Annotated in this window: 12 protein-coding genes; 9 read left to right on the forward strand and 3 right to left on the reverse strand. The window is 62.6% G+C overall.

Annotation, left to right across the window (positions count from 1 at the left end):
• Nucleotides 1–10: 10 nt before the first annotated feature.
• The 6 genes from CK911_RS19605 to bcsC are packed head-to-tail and all read left to right on the forward strand — an operon-like array spanning nucleotide 11 to nucleotide 10,449.
• Entirely contained in the window at nucleotides 11–214 is a 204-nt protein-coding gene (locus tag CK911_RS19605) for a BcsR/BcsP family cellulose biosynthesis protein (protein WP_098972078.1), read from the forward strand.
• On the forward strand, nucleotides 211–873 hold the full coding sequence (bcsQ, locus tag CK911_RS19610) for a cellulose biosynthesis protein BcsQ (RefSeq protein ID WP_068977327.1): 663 nt from the start codon (nucleotides 211–213) through the stop codon (nucleotides 871–873). The genes CK911_RS19605 and bcsQ overlap by 4 nt, the downstream gene beginning before the upstream one ends.
• Nucleotides 870–3,449 (forward strand): UDP-forming cellulose synthase catalytic subunit, encoded by a 2,580-nt coding sequence (gene bcsA / locus CK911_RS19615; RefSeq protein ID WP_172954068.1) that lies wholly within the window; start codon nucleotides 870–872, stop codon nucleotides 3,447–3,449. Before bcsQ ends, bcsA begins: the two co-directional genes overlap by 4 nt.
• Nucleotides 3,446–5,695 (forward strand): cellulose biosynthesis cyclic di-GMP-binding regulatory protein BcsB, encoded by a 2,250-nt coding sequence (gene bcsB, locus CK911_RS19620; RefSeq protein WP_098972080.1) that lies wholly within the window; start codon nucleotides 3,446–3,448, stop codon nucleotides 5,693–5,695. Before bcsA ends, bcsB begins: the two co-directional genes overlap by 4 nt.
• A 3-nt stretch (nucleotides 5,696–5,698) precedes the next feature.
• Nucleotides 5,699–7,027 carry a cellulose synthase complex periplasmic endoglucanase BcsZ gene (gene bcsZ / locus CK911_RS19625; protein ID WP_253860348.1) on the forward strand — a complete coding sequence of 443 codons (1,329 nt, stop codon included), beginning with the start codon at nucleotides 5,699–5,701 and terminating at the stop codon, nucleotides 7,025–7,027.
• On the forward strand, nucleotides 7,009–10,449 hold the full coding sequence (gene bcsC / locus CK911_RS19630; protein WP_098972082.1) for a cellulose synthase complex outer membrane protein BcsC: 3,441 nt from the start codon (nucleotides 7,009–7,011) through the stop codon (nucleotides 10,447–10,449). Before bcsZ ends, bcsC begins: the two co-directional genes overlap by 19 nt.
• Nucleotides 10,450–10,488: 39 nt before the next feature.
• On the opposite strand, the gene CK911_RS19635 is transcribed toward bcsC, so the two are convergent.
• Nucleotides 10,489–10,764, reverse strand: a complete 276-nt coding sequence (locus CK911_RS19635; protein ID WP_075113883.1) for a metal/formaldehyde-sensitive transcriptional repressor — start codon at nucleotides 10,762–10,764, stop codon at nucleotides 10,489–10,491.
• Nucleotides 10,765–10,835: 71 nt separating this feature from the next.
• Here CK911_RS19635 and dmeF point away from each other — a divergent pair, with 71 nt between their 5' ends.
• Nucleotides 10,836–11,798 carry a CDF family Co(II)/Ni(II) efflux transporter DmeF gene (dmeF, locus tag CK911_RS19640; protein ID WP_098972084.1) on the forward strand — a complete coding sequence of 321 codons (963 nt, stop codon included), beginning with the start codon at nucleotides 10,836–10,838 and terminating at the stop codon, nucleotides 11,796–11,798.
• Between the two features lie 54 nt (nucleotides 11,799–11,852).
• Here the strand turns inward: dmeF and CK911_RS19645 are convergent, their stop codons facing one another.
• Complete coding sequence (locus CK911_RS19645) at nucleotides 11,853–12,266, reverse strand: hypothetical protein (protein WP_068977348.1); 414 nt, start codon at nucleotides 12,264–12,266, stop codon at nucleotides 11,853–11,855.
• A gap of 264 nt (nucleotides 12,267–12,530) precedes the next feature.
• Here CK911_RS19645 and pulA point away from each other — a divergent pair, with 264 nt between their 5' ends.
• Nucleotides 12,531–16,211 (forward strand): pullulanase-type alpha-1,6-glucosidase, encoded by a 3,681-nt coding sequence (gene pulA, locus CK911_RS19650; RefSeq protein WP_253860349.1) that lies wholly within the window; start codon nucleotides 12,531–12,533, stop codon nucleotides 16,209–16,211.
• A 199-nt stretch (nucleotides 16,212–16,410) separates the two neighbouring features.
• On the opposite strand, the gene CK911_RS19655 is transcribed toward pulA, so the two are convergent.
• Nucleotides 16,411–18,873 carry a zinc/cadmium/mercury/lead-transporting ATPase gene (locus tag CK911_RS19655; protein WP_098972086.1) on the reverse strand — a complete coding sequence of 821 codons (2,463 nt, stop codon included), beginning with the start codon at nucleotides 18,871–18,873 and terminating at the stop codon, nucleotides 16,411–16,413.
• 230 nt (nucleotides 18,874–19,103) lie between these two features.
• Between CK911_RS19655 and tpx the strand changes: the two genes are divergently transcribed.
• Nucleotides 19,104–19,604 (forward strand): thiol peroxidase, encoded by a 501-nt coding sequence (gene tpx, locus CK911_RS19660; RefSeq protein ID WP_098972088.1) that lies wholly within the window; start codon nucleotides 19,104–19,106, stop codon nucleotides 19,602–19,604.
• Nucleotides 19,605–19,670: the final 66 nt, after the last annotated feature.

Consider the following 19,670-nt stretch of genomic DNA (forward strand, 5'->3'; position numbering starts at 1 on the left):
CGTATCAGCGATGAATCAGGGGATGTTGACGGTCAACCCGCCGCTTGCTGCCAGCGCAGGCAAGCAGGAGAGCCAGAGCGATGTGGGCCGTTTGCAGCAGGAGTTTGCCCTGCATCTGAACTATCAGAATATCCTGCTGGAGGAGCAGTTGGCCGCCATCCGCCAGCAGTATCCCCTGCTGGTCGAGTGTGACATGAGGCGCCGCGGCCAATGAGGGTGATCGGCGTGCGGGGATTGCGCGGTGGCGTGGGGGCGACCTCTATCGTGGCCGGTCTCGCCTGGGCTGCTGCCCGGCAGGGGGGCCGGGTGCTGGTGGTCGATCTCTGTCAGGATAATCTGCTCGGGCTCCATTTTGGCCGCCCCCATGATGAGCAGTCTGGCTGGAGCCAGCTGACGGCTCCCGCGCAACAGTGGCGCGACAAGGTGCTGAACTGCGCTGTCGATATCGACCTGCTGGCCCACGGTGGCGCGGAGGTGTCGGACGCCCTCGACTGGCTGCAACAGTTGTCAGGATATGACCTGATCTTGCTGGATATGCCACCCGGACTTGCACTCCCGTGGCTGAGTCTGCAACTGACGGTGATCCATGCCGATGCCAATTGCCATGTGCGGCTCTATCGTCATCAGCTGGCCCCCAACGAACGGCTGTTGTTGACCCAGTTCAGCAGTCGCCGTGCCCTGCAGCAGGATCTGCTGGAGCTCTGGCTGCAAGCCGGACTGCCCATTCTCAGCGTCAGGTTGCATCGGGACGAGGTCATGGCCTGTGCGCTGGCGGCCAAGCAACCGGCAGGGGCCTATGCACCAGAGAGCATGATTGCCCATGAACTGACGGAAATTGCCAGCTGGTGCCTACGGGGCGAGCTGGCACAGTGAGTCTGTTCTGGTTGGTGACCCCCGAGGCCAGCACGCGGATCCGTACCCGCTACCGGCAGCTGCGCCAGCGCCACGCCTCTCGTTGGGCCGCCTTCACCCTGACCGCTTGCGGGTTGCTGGCCTGGGCGATCTTCCCCCTTGAGAATGCCAACTGGCAGTGGTTGCTGGCCCAGCGAGCGCGGTTTGCGTCGGCGAGAACCCGCCCTGGCGCCGGTGATCCGTTGCGGCTGTTGCTGCAGGGGCTCTGGCTGCTCTGCTGGCGAGCTGAAGCGGGGAGTCGGGCCGCTGACCGTTCCCGCTGGCGGGTCAGGTTTGCCGGGGTTGGCACGGCGATCTCGCAGCGAGTGCAACGGGCGACGGGGCATCTGGTGGCGCGCTATGAGGCGCCGCTGACGGCCCGCACCCTGACCTGGCAGGGCAAGGTGCTCGGTACTGTGGCAGGCTTGCTTTCGCTGCTCTGCATCACCCAGCCCTTTGATCCGCAGGCCCAGCTCTTTTTTGTGCTGTTGCTGGCTCTCATCGCCCTGCTGCTGCGGGTGGTGCCGGGGCGCTATCCGGCGCTGATGCTGATCGTGCTGTCGGTGACCGTCTCCTGCCGCTATATCTGGTGGCGCTACACCTCGACCCTCGACTGGTTCGATCCCGTGAGCCTGTTTTGCGGCTTGCTGCTGTTGCTGGCGGAGACCTACGCCTGGCTGGTGCTGTTGTTGAGCTACTGGCAGACCGCCTGGCCGCTGCATCGCAAACCGGCGCCCCTGCCCAGGGATCGTTCGTGCTGGCCGACGGTGGATCTGATGATCCCGACCTACAACGAGGATCTCTCCATCGTCAAAGGATCCGTCTATGCGGCGCTGGCGCTCGACTGGCCGCAAGAGAAGCTGACCGTCTGGCTGCTCGATGACGGGGATAGAGAGGCGTTCCGGCAGTTTGCCGAAGAGGCCGGGATCCGCTATGTGGCGCGCCCCACCCATGAGCATGCCAAGGCAGGCAATATCAATCACGCCCTCCAGATGGCGAGCGGCGAGCTGGTGGCCATCTTCGACTGCGACCACTTGCCGACCCGATCCTTCTTGCAGATGACGGTGGGGTGGTTTTTCAAAGATCCTGCCCTCGGGCTGGTACAGACTCCCCATCACTTCTTCTCGGCGGATCCCTTCGAGCGCAATTTGCACCGTTTTCGCAAGATGCCCAACGAAGGGGCCCTCTTCTACGGTCTGGTGCAAAACGGCAATGACATCTGGGATGCCAGCTTCTTCTGCGGCTCCTGTGCGGTGATCAAGCGCAGCGCCCTCGATGAGATTGGTGGCATCGCCGTGGAGACGGTGACCGAGGATGCCCACACCTCGTTGCGCCTGCATCGCAAGGGCTATCACTCCGCCTATATCAACATTCCCCAGGCTGCCGGGCTGGCGACCGAGAGTCTGTCGGCCCATATCGGCCAGCGCATCCGCTGGGCGCGCGGCATGGTGCAGATCCTACGGCTGGATAACCCCTTGTTTGGCAAAGGGATAAGCCTGGGGCAGCGGCTCTGCTACTTCAACGCCATGCTGCACTTTCTCTCCGGGATCCCACGCCTGATCTTCCTGACGGCGCCGCTCGCCTTCCTGATCCTGCATGCCTACATCATCTATGCCCCGGCCATGACCATCGCCCTCTACATGCTGCCCCATATCTTCCATAGCGCCATCACCAACTCGCGGCTGCAGGGCAAGGTGCGCCACTCCTTCTGGGGGGAGGTCTACGAGACAGTGCTGGCCTGGTATATCGCCTGGCCCACCACGGTTGCCCTGTTTGCTCCCCACCGGGGCAAGTTCAACGTCACCGCCAAGGGGGGATTGAACGAACAGGGCTATCTCGATCTGGCGCTGTCACGCCCCTATCTGGTGCTGGTTCTGCTCAACTTCTGCGGGCTGGGATTCGGGCTCTGGCGCCTGCTGGCCGGACAAGCGGACGAAGTGCCCGCGGTGCTGCTCAGCATGGTATGGACCCTCTACAACCTGACCATTCTGGGTGGGGCGCTGGCGGTGGCATTCGAGGCGAGGCAGGTGCGCAGCAACCCCAGAGTGGAGATGAACATGAGCGCCGCCATCAAGCTGGGCAACGGCTTTATCTACCCCTGCAACCTGACGGATTACTCCAACGGCGGCGTCGGTCTGGCACTGGCGTCGGCGCAGCCCCTGCAGGAGAACGACCGGGTCTGGTTGCTGCTGCGCAATGGCCTGCGGGAGTCGGCCTTTGCCGCCCGGGTGCGGCGTGTGATGGCACATCGCGTGGGGCTGGAGCTGGAAGAGATGGATAAAGGGCAACACATCGCCTTTATCCAGTGCACTTTTGCCCGCGCCGATAACTGGTCGCTCTGGCAGCAGGGGTTTGGCAAGGATCGCCCGCTGCACAGCCTGCTCGATATTGCCCGGGTTGGATGGGGGGCCTATTGGCGTTTTTCCCGGGGCACGCCGTTGCTCCCGCTATGTAATCAGTTCGAACGCCTGGCCCGCTGGCTGCGCTCTTATATTCCACGTCGCGTTGCGCCTGCTGGCCGGTTGCCGACATCGATGATCCAGACGGTGAAAGGATGATGAAACTACAACACCTAATACTGCCGCTGTTGCTGGCCGCCCCGGTGGCGCTCGCGACCGGGCCGCTTGCGAGCTCGTCAGCAATGGGGCCGCAGCCGCAGCCGCCGGTGCCTGCGCCGGTGCGCACCTTGTCGCTGACCCTCGAGCAGCTGGCTGCCGCACCGGGCACCCTCTCCCTGCGTGGCAATCTGCCGGATGGGTTGGCCGACTTTACAGTGCGGCGCGATGAGGTGGTGACCAGGGCTTTGGTCGATGTCGACTTCACGCCATCTCCGTCCCTGTTGCCGCTGATCTCCCAGCTCAAGCTCTACCTCAATAACGAGCTGATGGGGGTCTCGGCATTTGCCAAGGAGCAGATGGGGCAGCGCAGTCAGGCCCGTTTCGAGCTGGAGCCCCGTTACGCCAAGGATTTCAACAACCTGAAGTTCAACTTCATCGGTCACTATCAGCGGGTGTGCGAGAACCCGGCCAGCGATACGCTGTGGCTCAACATCAATCGTGACTCCCGATTGACGCTGCAGTTGCAGACTCTGCCGGTGCGCAACGAGCTCTCCTTCTTTCCCATGCCCTTCCTCGATACCCGGGATGAGGGCAAGCTGGTACTGCCCATGGTGTTTGCCGGTGACGTATCTTCTGTCCAGCAGCAGGCGGCGGCGATCCTCGCCTCCTGGTTCGGGGTCCAGGCCAAATGGCGCGGGCAGCACTTTCCGGTGCTGATGGACAAGGTGCCGGAGCGCAATGGCATCATCTTCGCGACCAACGGGCAGCGCCCCGCGTTCCTTCGCGACTACCCCGAGGTCAGCGGGCCGACCATCGACATGATCAGTGCCCCCGATAACCCCTATGTGAAATTGCTGCTGATCCTGGGGCGGGATGATCAGGATCTGGTCACCGCCAGCAAGGGGATTGCCCAGGGCAATGTGCTGCTGCGTGGCCAGAGCGTGCAGGTGGATGCCGTGACGCCGCTGGCGCCGAGAGTCCCCTATGACGCGCCCAATTGGGTACGGCTGGATCGCCCTATGCGTTTTGCCGAGCTGCTCGACTACCCGACCCAGCTGCAAGCCTCTGGCTATGCCCCCTGGCCGATGAATCTGACCCTGCGGTTGCCCCCCGATCTCTACATGGCGGGCTCGCAAGGGGTAAAACTCAATCTCGACTATCACTACAGCACGCCGACCCTGCGCAACGGCTCCCGACTGGACATGATGGTCAATGGCCAGTTCATGAAGTCATACCCCCTCGAACCGGATGCAACCCGTGGCCAGCAGTGGCTCACCCTGCCGCTCTGGCTGGCGGGGGATGACGGCTCCCGGGCGCTGACCATGCCCGGGCTCAAGACCAGCCAGGCCAACAGTCTGGGATTCAAGTTTGAATATGCGCGCCAGATGATGGGCGGGGATGAGGAGGGGCGCTGCGATCTGACCCTGCCGCCCCCCCATCTGGTGCGTATCGATGACGAGTCGACCATCGACTTCACCGGCTATCGCCATTTTATCGAGATGCCGGATCTGCGGGCCTTCTTCGGCGCCGGTTTCCCTTTTAGTCGGCTGGCTGATCTCTCACAAACCCAGATAGTGATGCCGCAAAGTCCATCGTCAGAGCAGATAACGACCCTGCTCGATACCCTGGGGGCTATCGGTGCCGAGACCGGTTATCCGGCGCTGGCGGTGACCCTGACCAGTGATTGGCAGCTGGCGCGGGAGGCCGACCTCGACACCTTGCTGATCGGCGAGCTGCCCGCCGAATTTCGTCACGATGCCGAACCGGATGCGCTGTTGGCATCGACTCGCAGCTGGGTCAACCGGCCAAGACGCGAGAACCGGCCGGAGCTGGCGGGTTCCCCCAGCGATCGCCAGCCCGAGAGTCGGGTCGCCATGACGGGCAACCGGGCCATTGCCGCCATTGTGGGGCTGCAATCCCCGGTCCATCCCCAGCGCAGTCTGGTGGCCATGCTGGCCGATGGCCCCGCTGGCGCCAGGCTGCTCAATGAGACGTTGCAGCAGAACGAGCTGCGGTCACAGGTGGCGGGGTCGGTGGCCATCATCCGGGCATCCGGGGTGAGCAGTCTGGCGGTAGGAGAGCGCTACACAGTGGGCTACCTGCCCTGGTGGGAGCACATCTGGCAGCAGTTTGCCCACCATCCATTGCGGCTGGTTGGCCTGACCGTGACTTGCATGCTGTTGCTGGGCTGGGGACTGCGGGTCCTGCTGGCCGGGATCAGCCGTCGTCGTTTGAAGGAAAAGTAAGAGATGAGAAGCGCGTTGCGTATCTGGGGTTGCCTGCTGTTGTGGGCCTGTTCGCTGCAGCCTGCCCGGGCGGGCTGTGACTGGCCCGAATGGGAGCAGTTCAAGGATCACTACATCAGCGAGGAGGGGCGGGTCATTGATCCTGCCGATGGCCGCCGCATCACCACGTCGGAGGGGCAGAGCTACGGCCTGTTCTTTGCGCTGGTCAACGACGATCGGGAGACCTTCGAACGCCTGTTGCAGTGGACCGAAGTGCAGCTCGCCAGAGGGGATCTGACCGGTTTTCTGCCAGCCTGGCAGTGGGGGACGCGCAGTGATGGCAGCCTCGGCGTGCTCGATGACAACAGTGCCGCCGATTCGGATCTCTGGATTGCCTACAGCCTGCTGGAGGCAGGGCGACTGTGGCAAAACCACAGCTATCAATCCATCGGCACCATGCTGCTGCGTCGCATCGCCCGTGAAGAGGTGGCCCGGCTGCCGGGCCTTGGCCCCGTGCTGTTGCCTGCTCCCCGCGGCTTTAGCGGGGAGGGGCGCTGGACCCTCAACCCGAGCTACCTGCCGCCCCAGTTGCTGGCCCGTTTTGCTGCCATGCAGGGGCCGTGGCAGGAGATGCGCACCCTGTTGCCTGCGCTGCTGAGCGCCACCGCACCCCGTGGTTTTGCCCCTGACTGGATCGACTGGCGGCAGGAGTCTGGCTGGCAGGTGACTGAAGCGAAAGGCAGCGTGGGCAGTTATGACGGGATCCGGGTCTACCTCTGGCTCGGCATGCTGAGCGAGGATGACCCGGCCAGAGAGGCGCTGGTGCGTCACTTCCACCCCATGCTGGCGGCGCTTACTGAGCCGGGCGTAGCGGAACCGGTAGATCCCCAGACCGGTGAGGCGTTGCATGAGGATGACCCAGCCAGAGACTCGCGGGTGAGTCACGTCAAGCCCATGCCGGCTGCGCTGACTGAGCCGGGCGTAGCGGAACAGATGGATACCCCGACCGGCGAGGCGTCACGCGAGGATGACCCGGCCATAGCGGCGCAGGTGAGTCACGTCAAGCCCATGCCGACGACGCTGACTGGGCAGGGTGTACCGGAACGGGTGGATACCCTGACCGGCGAGGTGCTGAGCCGGGGCGATCATGGCTTTGCTGCCGCACTGCTGCCACTGGCCAGCGGGTTGCCGCTGGCGGCGCAACTGCCGCAGCAGCCCCTTATTCAGGGCGATGGCTATTACGCCAGTGTGCTGACTCTGTTTGGTCATGGCTGGGCACAGGGGCGCTTCCGTTTCGCAGCCGATGGCACCCTGTTGCCGCGCTGGAGTGATGAATGCCAACGCGTCCGTTGACCCTGATCTGGCTGCTGGCCAGCCTGCTGGGAAGCGTGCCGGCGATGGCGGTGGTCGAGCCGGTTGAGTGGCTGTTGTCCCAGATCCGGTTGGGGGAAGTGACCCATAACGAAGATCTGCTCGGCAACTCACTCTATTCGCTCTCCCTGATTGCGCCGCAACATCCCGAGTTGCTGGCTGCCCAGGCCAGGTTTGCCCTTGCCAGCGGCAAGCTGGAGGAGGCGGAGGCGTTGCTGAAACGACTTGGCAAGCTGGCCCCCGACTCCTCCCTCTACCGGCTGGGCATGCTCAACCTGCGGATCAATGAGCCGGCGTCGAGAGCCCGGCTACAGCAGGCTCGCCAATTGGCCAACGAAGGGGATCTGGAGGGGGCCCGGGCGTGCTATCGCGCCCTGTTTGGCGGGGATGAGGCGCCCAACCTGGAGCTGGCAGTTGAATATGCGGTGCTTAATGACCGGATCCCGGCACACCGTGCCGAGGCGCTGGCCATGATGCGGGAGTTGGAATTGCGTTACCCGGGGCATGCCAGATTGCGTGCCACGCTGGCTCATCGCCTGCTCTCATCCGGCCATCGTGACGAGGGGATGGCCCTGCTGCACAAGATGGCGGCCAGTCATCCAACGCGAGACAGCGCGGCCAGGATCTGGCTGGCGGATATTCGCCGCATGCCGGTTGGCTCCGCCAGTCTGGCATCCTTGCAGCAGTTTATCGTCACCTTTGCGGCGGACAGCCACAGTGACGAGGCACAGACCTTGCTGGCGCAGCAGGAGGAACTCTGGGCCTCTCCTGCATTTCGCCAGCGTCAGGCCATTCTGGCGCGGGCGGCAGATAAGCGCGCCACCCTGGCCGAGTTGCAGCGGCTGCAAACAAGCTACCCGGATGATCCCGAAGTGATGGGGGTACTCGGGGTGGCCTATGCCCGCCAGCATCAGCGTGAGCAGGCCAACCGCCTGTTTGAGCGGTTGTTACGCCATCCCGATCTCCCCCAGCGAGGTCGCTGGGAGCGGCAGTGGGAGAACAATCGTTACTGGCTGATCCTCGATCGGGCAAAACAGGCGCAGGCCAGCCAGCAGTGGGAGCAGGCCGCCACGCTCTATCGGCAAGTGATCGGGCTGAATGGCAGCAGGCCGGAAGCCTGGTTGGGGCTGGGGGATTGCGAATTGGCACGTCACCAGCATGGTGCCGCCGAGCAGGCTTATCTGCGGGCTCTGAATATCGCCCCCAAGAATGAACGGGCACGGCTACGGCTGTTTGAGTTCTATCGGGAGCAGGATCCTGAGCGGGCACTGGCGCTGCTCTCCCCGGGGAAGTCAGCGGCATTGCAAAAACAGGGGGATCGCCTCAGGGCCGATCTGCTGGAGCGGGATGCTGCGGCGCTGGAGCAATCAGGCTATCGGGCGCAGGCATTGAATAAACGCCATCTCGCACTGGGATTGACACCGGAGGATCCGTGGCGGCGTTATCGCACCGCTGTCGCCATGGCGGCGGCCAACGATACCACGGCTGCCAGCGTGTTGTTGCAGAGTGCGCTGGCAGCCAATCCACAAGATAGTGATTTGCGCTATGCCACTGCGCTCTATCTCTCCGGGCAGGGTGCGCTATCCCGCGCCCGCAGGATCCTGGCCGAGGTGCCCCCCCAGCGCAGGAGCAGCCAGATGGCACAACTCGATAGCCGCTTGGCAAGGCGGGAGCTGATGGCAGAGGCCGGAGCACGCCATGACAAGGGGGAGGTGGCGGTGGCCGAGCGTCTGCTGATCCCTCTGCTGCCGGATGATTCGGTGGCGCTGACACTGGCTGGCTGGGCTGTCGCTCGCGGTGACTGGTCGCAGGCCGAGCATTACTATCGGGGGATCCTGAGCAACGACGAGGATCATCAGGGGGCCCGTCTTGGCATGGCGGAACTGGCCCTGGCGCAGGGAGACAAGGCCGGGTGCCGTCACTGGCTGCCTGTCTGGTCGCCAAGCGCAGTGGTAGGCGATGATTTCAACCATTACCGCCGGGTCGCCAATGTCTATCAGCAGTTGGGTGAGCCCGGGGTTGCCCGCGAAATCTTCACCGCCTATGCCCCCACGGTGGCCGCTGGCGCCCCTTCCCAGGGGAATGCGCTGTTCTGGCGTGATGCGGCTCGCCAGCGTTTTGCCACTGGTGATACGCAGGGCGCGCTGGCGCTGGATCGCAAGGCGCTCACCGCCGCAGGGCTGACATCCGCTGAGCCGCTGGATGATGCGGCACTGACTGCCCGGGCGCTCAGTCGGGATCAGGATGACTGGCTGGTCGGCAGCGTGCGCCGTGATCTTGACCGCCACTATCGACAGAGCCAAACCACTGTGTCGTTTGACAGTGACTATTGGGGGAGCAAGGGATCGGAGGGAACCTCGGATCTGCAGGCCCTGACCCAGATGTTGCAGCTGGATACTCCTTTGGCCGGTGGTGCTCTGTTTGGCCGTATCGAACGGGTGGCGATGGATGCCGGATCTTTCCCTGACTCTCCTTACCGCGCCAGTTTTGGCACTTGTAGTGCACGCGAGTGTTGGGGCAACCAGTCACAGCAGGCGACGGGTCACACCCTGGCGGTTGGTTGGAAGGGGGATCAGTGGCAGGCGGATCTCGGCACCACACCGCTGGGATTCGAGGTGGTGGATTGGGTCGGCGGCGCCACGGTGCGCGGCAAGTGGCATGAGATTGGCTGGCGCGCCACCCTGTCGCGGCGACCGCTGAACAGCTCGCTGCTCTCCTATGGCGGGGCGGTGGATCCTGCGACCGGCATCCGCTGGGGGGGGATCCGGGCCAACGGTGTGCGCCTCAACCTGAGTCACGATCAGGGTGGCGCGCTGGGTCACTGGGGCAGCCTGCAACAACACCTGCTGACGGGCGAGAATGTGCCAGATAACTGGCGTACCCGCCTGATGGGGGGCAGCTACTACAAGCTGATCAACGAGGCCAACGTAACCATCGGGGGACGGGTCATGGCCTGGCACCATGAACAGGATTTGAGCGGTTACACCCTGGGTCGCGGCGGATATTACAGTCCGGAGCGCTATCTCTCGTTCGGTGTGCCAGTGCGATTCAGTCAACGCAGTGGCGACTGGTCATGGGATCTGGGCGGGACGCTCGCCTGGTCTCGCTCTCACAGCAACGCAAGTCGCCGCTATCCTCTGCCCGGTCTGTTGCCGGATGGCTTGCCGGATCAGGATGCCACCGTGGCCGGTGGCAGCAGCCGTGGCATGGGCTATACCGTCAACGCGCTGGTCGAGCACCGGCTGACGGATCACTGGCGCATCGGCGGTCGGATCGATATCCAGCAGGCGGATGACTATGCCCCCAGTCATGCCACCCTGTTTTTGCGCTACACCTTCAAGCCGTGGCGGGGGGATCTCGATATGCCACCGCTGCCCCTGACCCCCTACGGGGAGTTTGATTGACGAGACGCCCGGCTTGCTGCCGGGCGTCTTTGCATTGCGCTACTTCAAATAGGATCGCAGGACGCTGACCACCTGATCCAGATCCTCCAGCCGCTCGGCAGGGGTGGCATCGGCGGCGCCGAGGTGCTCGCGCATATGCCCCTCCAGCACCTCCAGCATCAGGCCGTTGACGGCGCCGCGGATGGCGGCGATCTGCTGCAAAATGGCGGCGCAGTCGCTCTCCTGCTCCAGCGCGCTCTCCAGCGCACCGGTCTGTCCCTTGATGCGGCGCACCCGTGCCAGCAGCTTCTTTTTGTCGTGAATGGTGTGGGACATGACGGATCCTTTCGATCAATAAAACTATACTGGGGTATAGTATATTGCATCATCGCTCTCAGGAGAAATCCATGTCATCCCTCGCTCAATCCCACTGTCATCAACCCGTCATCCACGAGGGCAATCCGCTGGCCGAACAGAAGACCCGCTGGGCCGTATTGCTGACCGTCATCATGATGGTGGCGGAGATCGGCGGCGGCTGGTTCTACAACTCCATGGCGCTGCTGGCCGATGGCTGGCACATGAGCTCCCACGCGCTGGCGCTCGGCCTCTCGGTGCTGGCCTATCGCGCCGCTCGCCACTTCGCCCGCGACCACAGATTCAGCTTCGGCACCTGGAAGATCGAGGTGCTGGGTGGCTTCACCAGCGCCCTGTTGCTGGTGGGAGTGGCCGGGTTGATGCTGTTTGAGTCGGTGTTCCGGCTGCTCGATCCCAGCCCGATCCACTATCAACAGGCGATCGCTATCGCGCTGATGGGGCTGCTGGTGAACCTCGCCTGTGCCTGGCTGCTCAAGGATGATCACGGCCACCATCACCACGGCCATGGGCATGACCACCATCATGAGCATCACGACCACGCTCATCATCATGACCATGGCGATCACCACGGCCATCAGGATCTCAACCTGCGCGCCGCCTATATCCACGTGCTGGCGGATGCGGCCACTTCCGTGCTGGCGATTCTGGCGCTGGTGGGGGGCATGCTGTGGGGCGCTGACTGGCTGGATCCGCTGATGGGCATAGTGGGTGCCGGACTGGTCGCGGTATGGGCCTGGGGGCTGCTGCGCGACTCTGGTCGGGTGCTGCTGGATGCCGAGATGGATACCCCACTGGTGGCAGAGATCCGCGAGGTCATTGCCGAGCTGCCGGGCACTGATATCCGCGATCTGCACGTCTGGCGGGTAGGGCAGCAGCAGTATGCCTGCGTGCTCTCTTTGCTGATGGTTAATCCGCTACCGGCGCAGCAGATCCGCGAGCGGCTGGCGATCCATGAAGAGCTGGTGCATGTGACCATCGAGATCGCCAGCGAATAGGATAAACAGAGGGGACCGTTGGTCCCCTTGGTTTCAGTGCCGTTGGCCCTGATGTCAGTGCGGTTGCCCGGTGCTCTCATCCTGGGGCTTGTGTTGCCACACTGCACCGAGCAGCAGCTTGAGCAGCAGTCCGGGCGGGTTGTCCAGCAGCTTGCCGGACTCCAGCAGCAGCTGACCATCGGCGCGAAACCCGAGGCTGGCATCTATGGTGCCATCTGCCGCTATCACCTGGATCAGGCCATTGAGGGCGGAACGCTCACCGGGCTGGCAGCGCAGCCGCAGCTCGCGGGGTTCCCCCAGCAGGGTGAAGGCGCGGCTCAGCGGGGGCGAGTCTTCATAATCGGGCCAGTTGAAGAAGTGATACTGCTCGGCCAGCGCCCCGGCTTGTTGGCAAAACTGATCGAACAGCTGCCCGATCGCCTGATACTCCTCATCCAGCCGCCTGGCTTGTTCTTCAATCCGTTTCATTGTTTGCTCCTTGTCTATCCACTTGATCAGACATTGCGTTTCTGACCCCGTGACTGCCGTTTTCCAGATATGAGGCCAAATGGTCGTGAGGTCTGTGAGCCGGATCGAAGTTTCAACCTGAAAACGTTATCTTGTTGAATCTGGTTGCTTTTTTTTGCCGTGTTGCTCACGTTTGAATCGATTTTCGCTGATTAATATGGCACAGCCTGGCAATGACCGGGTGCTCGATTATCGAGACTAACTACAGCGGGAATTATAAAAATCATGGATATGAAAAAGACCAAAGTGGCGCTGGTAACAGCCTCACTGCTCGCGCTTTTGTCTGGCTGTAATGACAACAGCTCTGATGCCTCCGGTGTGAAACCCGTCCCCCCTACACCGCCTACCCCTGAAGTCACTGATGGGCCTGTTGCCCGTCTGCCCAAGATGGATCCCCCCAAAGAGTTGCTGGTCGCTGGCGACAATCAGGTGGTCATCGCATTGGTGGATACCCAGTCGGTAGCCAAAGCGGCCAAGGCACCTTTTGACAGCCACAGTCTCCATCTCTGGAACGTGGAAGGTGCATGCGATGCCACCGCTATAAGCGGTTTGAACGCCAACTGGGATGACAAGAGCAAGACTCCCGCGACGGTCGACAGCTTTGGTCCGGCCTGGGTGGTTCCTCTGGCTAAGCTGGAAGGGTGCATCAACTTTATTGCCCGGGATGGAGAGGGCGGAAAGCTGACTGACAATATGGAGGTGATCTTCAAGGATCATCCGGATCGCACCGTTGCTATCGTGGCTGGCAAAAAAGAGCTGTTTGGCAGCCGTGCCGAGGCCTTTACCGCTACTGCCGCCTTCGGGGTCGCGGGAGCCAGTGCCCACTTGGTCGATGGCAATACGCTGATCTGGCAAGGGGGCAAGGACAAGCCCCACGTTCGTCTCTATTACTCGGCATCTGGGCATATTCAGGCCAATGCTGACGGGGTGTTCGATTTCCCCTATATCACTGTGACGGCGACCAGCCTGACGGCCGAGCAGCAGGCCAAATATCCGCACCTCAAGGATACGGCCGCCTTCGCCCTGCCCGCCGGTAAAGATCTCAAGCCCCTGCTCAAGGGTGAGCTGGTGGCTATCGGCACCGATGCAGAGGGTATCCTGCAAGGAGCAACTCTGGTGCAGAGCGCCGGCGCCCTCGATGCGCTCTATGCACCCGAGGCGACCAAGCTCGGCTATGGCGCCGTGGTGGAGGGTAACCGGGTGACCTTCCGCCTCTGGGCGCCGACCGCCAAGTCGGTCAAGCTGGCCCTCTACAACGCCAGCCATCAGAAGAGTGGCGAGGTGGCCATGACCTTCGACAGCGCCAGCGGCAGCTGGAGTTACGAAGGGGGCAGCGAGCTGGTCGGCCAGTTCTACCGCTACGACATGGAGGTCTACCACCCGCTGAGCCGCAAGGTTGAGCGCTACGAGGTGACCGATCCCTACTCCCTCAGTCTGGCGATGAACTCCGAGTTCAGTCAGGTGGTGGATCTCGACGATCCTTCCCTGAAACCGGAAGGGTGGGATAGCCTCAAGGCGCCCCACAGCCCGCAGAACCCCGCAGATATCGTCATCTATGAGGCCCATGTCCGTGACCTGACCGGTAACGACGCCTCCACCGATGAAGAGAAGCGCGGCAAATTTGTCGGCCTGACTCAGCCCGACTCTATGCCGGTCAACCATCTGAAAGCTCTGGCAAAAAGCGGCGTCAGTCACCTGCACCTGCTGCCGGTGTTCGATATCGCCACCGTCAACGAGGATCCGGCCAAAGTGGCCAATCTAGGCGATGACTTCAGCAAACTCTGTCAGGTCAATCCGGATGTGAAAACATCCAAATTTGGCACTTACTGTGGTAGCGGTCAGACCGTCGGGCAGGTGCTGGATTCTCTCAAGGGCGGGGATAGCAAGGATAACCCGCAGGTGCAGGAGCTCTCCGGCTATCTGCGTGGCGTTGACTCCTTCAACTGGGGTTATGACCCCTACCACTACACCACGCCGGAAGGCTCCTACGCCACCAACGCCGAGGGCACCAAACGTATTCTGGAGTTCCGCGAGATGGTCAAGGCCATCAAGCAGAACATCGGCATGAACGTGGTGATGGACGTGGTCTACAACCACACTAATGAATCCGGATTGGGGCCCAAGTCGGTGCTCGACAAGATAGTGCCCTGGTACTATCAGCGCCTCAATCCGGAGACCGGCTCGGTGGAGAACTCCACCTGCTGCTCCAACACGGCGCCGGAACACGCCATGTTCGCCAAGCTGATGGATGACTCGCTGGTGACCTGGGCCCGCGACTACAAGATCGACGCTTTCCGCTTCGACCTGATGGGCCACCACCCGAAAGATCAGATGGTGCAGGCGCTGGCCGCAGTGAAGAAGGTCAATCCGGATATGTACTTCTATGGCGAGGGGTGGAACTTCGGCGAGGTGCAGGATGACAAGCGCTTCGTACAGGCGACCCAGAAGCACCTGGCCGGTACCGGCATCGGCTCCTTCTCCGACCGCTTGCGCGATGCAGTGCGTGGCGGCAGTCCGTTTGATAGTAAAGATGCAATTCGTGAAACCCAGGGTTTTGGCAACGGCGCCCTTGTTGATCCTAACGAAATGAGCAAGGTGGAGCTGGCAACGGCCTTGCACCAGTCCGACTTGGTGCGCCTAGGCATGGCGGGTAACCTCAAGGAGTTCGTGCTGACCGACAAGGATGGCATGCCGAAGAAGGGTTCCGAGATCGACTACAACGGTCAGCCTGCCGGTTATGCCCAGGATCCGGTGGAAGTGCAGAACTATGTCGATAAACACGACAACCAGACCCTGTTCGACAACCTGATCTACAAGGCGCCTGCCGGAGCCGATCTGGTGCGGATGCAGGGGGTATCGCTGGCGACGGCTATGTTAGGGCAGGGCATTCCCTTCACCCACGCCGGTGTCGAGCTGCTACGTTCCAAATCCATGGAGCGGGACAGCTATGACTCAGGCGACTGGTACAACAAGGTCGATTACACCCTGACTGACAACAACTTCGACAAGGGGCTGCCGCGCAAGGACAAGGATGGCGACAACTATCCGCTGCTCGAGCAGGTGCTGGGCCAGCATAGCAAGCCGAGCGGTGCCGAGATGGCGCAGATGGTGAGCTTCTATCAGGAGCTGGCGGAGCTGCGCAACGCTTCCCGTCTGCTGCGTCTGGGCAACGGGACCGAGGTGATCAAGCGGGTTGATTTTCGCAATACCGGGCCGGATCAGGTACCGGGCCTCATCGTCATGACGGTGGATGATGGCGTCAGTGCCGGGGCGGATCTGGATCCGGCCATCGACGGTCTGGTGGTGATGATCAACGCCACCAACCAGAGCCAGAGCATCGGCGACTTCCGTGACGGCAACGATCAGCCGATCGACCTGAGCGGTATGGTGCTTAGCAGCAAGCATCGCGCAGTCGACAGCATCGCCAGCGGCGCCGCCTATAACAACGGCCAGCTGACGCTGGGTGCCTGGTCTGCCGCCGTGTTCGTCAAGCCGCAGTCTGGCGCACAGGGTGCGGGCCTGCCGGTCAGCAAGAAGACCGACCTGAGTACGCTGCCACCGTTTGGCACGACCGGGATCTTTATTCGCGGTTTCCTTGGCCAGTGGGATCCAGTCAATCAGATGGCGTTCAGCGGCAACTATATGTACGAGCAGACCACTCCGGTTGCCGAGGGGCAGCTGGGCGAGACGACGCTGAAGATCGCTGATGCCAGCTGGAATATCGCCAACTACGGCAAGTGTGCGCCGGGCGACCTGTTGACCGTTTCAGTCCCTCTTACCCTGTGTAAAGGGGGGAGTGATGTCGGCATGACCTTGAGCAAGGCGGGCAACTACAAGTTTGTCTTTACCGCCATGAACAAGGAGAAGCCGACCCTGAGCGTCAGCGTGGCTGATGCAACGCCATAGGCAAACCCATTGAGTCCGGGGATGGCTCGGCGTCCCCGGGTTGAATTCCACCTTGCCAAGGGTGGGATAACTCCGAGAGAGTAAGCAAAGCGCGACTGCCGACCGGCAGACGCGCTTTTTCTTTTCCGCCACAGGATGCAAAAAAGCCGCCCCGGTTGGGGGCGGCAGTGGTCGTTTCACTGTTTCTGGTTGTGCGGGATCAGCGCTTGCGCAGCAGTCGCAGGGCGTTGGCGGTGACCAGCGCGGTGGCGCCGGTATCGGCCAGCACCGCAATCCACAGGCCGGTGATGCCGAGCAGACTGGTGACCAGAAAGATGGCCTTCAGCCCCAGCGCCAGCGCAATATTCTGGTGAATATTGGCCAGTGCCGCCCGCGACAACCGGATCATCGCGGCGATGCCGCCGAGCTGGTTGTGGGTCAGCGCCGCATCGGCGGTCTCCAGCGCTACGTCGGTGCCGCCCCCCATGGCGATGCCGATACTGGCCCGCTTCATGGCCGGGGCATCGTTGATACCATCCCCAATCATCGCGACTTTCCGGGTGCTGGCCAGCTTGGCGATCTCTTCTACCTTGTTCTCCGGCAGCAGACTGGCGCGCCAGCCCATGCCCAGCTCGGTGGCGATCGCCTCGGCGGCGCGGGGGTTGTCCCCGGTCAGCATGATGCTCTGGAGCCCGAGCCGGTTGAGTTCTTGCAGCGCAGCCGCCGCCTCCGGCCGGATCTGATCCCGCAGCGCCAGCAGGGCGACCGGCAGCGCCTTGTCGCCGCTGCTCTGGCAGAGCACCACGACGGTCTTGCCCTGCTGCTCCAGCGTACCAACCCGGGTCAGCTGTTCCGCATTCAGGGTCGCCACCCGGCTCGGTGCCAGCAGTTGCAACAGCTCGCCGTTGATGCGCCCCTCAACTCCCATGCCCGGCAGGGCGCGCAGGTCGCGGGCTTCTACCAGTGTCAGTCTCTGTTCGTTTGCTGCGGCCACCACGGCGCGGGCCAGCGGGTGGTGTGAACCCTGCTCAATGGCAGCCGCCAGTGCCAGCAGCTCGGCCTCCGGCTGGCCATTGAGGCTGACCAGCTCGGTCAGCTGCGGCTTGCCCAAAGTCAGGGTGCCGGTCTTGTCAAAGGCGACGGTATCGATATGGGCCAGTCGCTCCAGCGCGGCACCGCCCTTGATCAGCGCCCCCTGACGGGTTGCCGCGGCCAGCGCCGAGGTAACCGCTGCCGGGGTGGAGATAACCAGCGCGCAGGGGCAGCCGATCAGCAGCAGCGCCAGTCCGCGATAGATCCACTCGTCCCAGCTCTGGCCGAAGGCGAGCGGCGGGATGATGACGACCAGCAGGGCGATCAGCATCATGGCCGGGGTGTACCAGCGGCTGAAGCGGTCGATAAAGCGCTCGATGGGGGCGCGCTGGCTCTCAGCTTCCTCGATGAGGTGCAGGATGCGGTCGATGGCGTTGTTGCCGGGCTCGGAGACCACCTCAAGACGCAGCACCCGATCGGCCGCCAGACTACCGGCCGGCACCTTGTCACCCTGACGATGCTCCACCGGAATGGATTCACCGGTCAGGGCGCTCTCGTCAAACGCGCCAAGTGCATCGAGCAGGCGGGCGTCGGCAGGCAAGCGGGCACCCGGGGCGATTTCGATAATATCGCCGGGACGCAGCTGATCGGCGGCGACCTCTTCCCGCACCTCGCCTTCAGCAGTGGTACGGATCCGCAGCGCCTTGTCAGGCACCAGCGCCATCAGGGCGGTCACTCCGGCTCGAGCGCGTCCGGCGGCGTAGGCCTCCAGATGTTCACCCAGCATAAACAGCAGCAGCACCATGGCCGCTTCGGCGGTTTCACCGAGGAACAGGGCGCCAAGCGCTGCCACCGTCATCAGGGTTTCGATGGCGAAAGGGGAGCCGCTTTTGGTCAGCGCCCACGCTTTGCGGGAGATGGGCCACAGCCCCCACAGGGTCGCCAGGGTAAACAGCGGCTGGCCAAACTCGCTCGGCAGCAGGGCGGCGACCAGCATCAGACCCGCCAGTGACAGGGGTTGCCAGTATTTGCCGAAAAAGTTGCCGAGCACCTTACCAAACAGATTGCCCAACAGGGTCGGCTGTGAAGCTTGCTCGCGGCCAGCGGCCTGCTTGCCAGCGCTTTCCCCTTTGAGCTGGAAACCGGCGGCCAGCACGGCGGCGGTGACGGGATCGGGGGAGAGGCCGGGGGCCAGATCTACCACCAGCTTCTCGGTGGCAAACAGCACGCGCGCCTGCTGCACACCGCTTACCCGGCTGACGGCGGTCTCGATCTTGCGGGCACAGCTGGGGCAATCCATTCCCATCACCTGCCAGCTATGGCGGCTGTTGCCTTGCGCAGGCGTAACCAGCGGATCGGCAGGTGGCATATCGTGCTGATGTTCATGTTCATGTTCATGGGCTGGCGATATGGACGCACTGCAGCACGGCTGATCGTGACAATTCCCTCGGGGTGGCTCTTCATCCCCGGGAGATTCATTGACGTCACGGGATGAGTGCTCATGAGACGTCGTGGCTGAGCAGCCACTGACGGGGGCTGCGTTGTCGCAGCAGTGGCTATCGTGGTGATGTTCACTCTGGCCGGTTACCGCCTTGCTGACGGCCTTGATGGGGGCGGCGGCATGCTGGGTGGAGCAGCAGGATTTGCTCATGATGAGTCCCTCTTGATGGATCCCGCCCCTGCGAGATCCTTGATTACTGAGAGGGAGTCTAAACCTTGGTGTTATATCCAAGGTCAACACCCTTTTATGGTGTTGACGTTTCGACTGGAGAGCGGGCGTTTACCACGTATATCCCTGAGGTTGGCGGGTGTTTGTAAGCGCTGGGCACGCTTATACTGGAGGCCTGATTTTTACTACACCAATAAAAAAGGACATAAAACATGAGCAACTCAGTCACTCTGCAAGGCAACCCGGTCTCCGTCGCTGGTCACTTCCCGGTAGCCGGTGAGCAAGCCAAGCCCTTCTCGCTGGTAGCCAAGGATCTCTCCGACCTGACCCTGGCAAGCTTTGCCGGTCAGCGTAAAATCCTGAACATCTTCCCGAGCGTCGATACCCCGACTTGCGCCACCTCTGTTCGCAAGTTCAACGAGCAGGCCAGCGCGCTGGAGAACACAGTAGTGCTGTGCATCTCCGCCGATCTGCCGTTCGCCCAGTCCCGCTTCTGCGGCGCTGAAGGTCTGGACAAGGTGGTGACCCTCTCCACCCTGCGTGGCGCTGTCTTCATGGAAGATTACGGTGTTGCTTTCTCTTCCGGCCCGCTGGTGGGGCTGACCGCTCGCGCCATCGTGGTGCTGGATGGTGATAACAAGGTACTGCACAGCGAGCTGGTCGCCGAAGTGGCCGACGAGCCGGACTACGCCGCGGCTCTCGCTGCGCTGTAATTTTTTCCTGCTGTGATTGCCGGCGGCCAGCCCTGTCTGATGACAGGTGCTGGCCGTTTTCATTTC

It is taken from the genome of Aeromonas sp. CU5 (assembly GCF_002586745.1).
Classification (GTDB): Bacteria; Pseudomonadota; Gammaproteobacteria; order Enterobacterales; family Aeromonadaceae; genus Aeromonas; species Aeromonas sobria.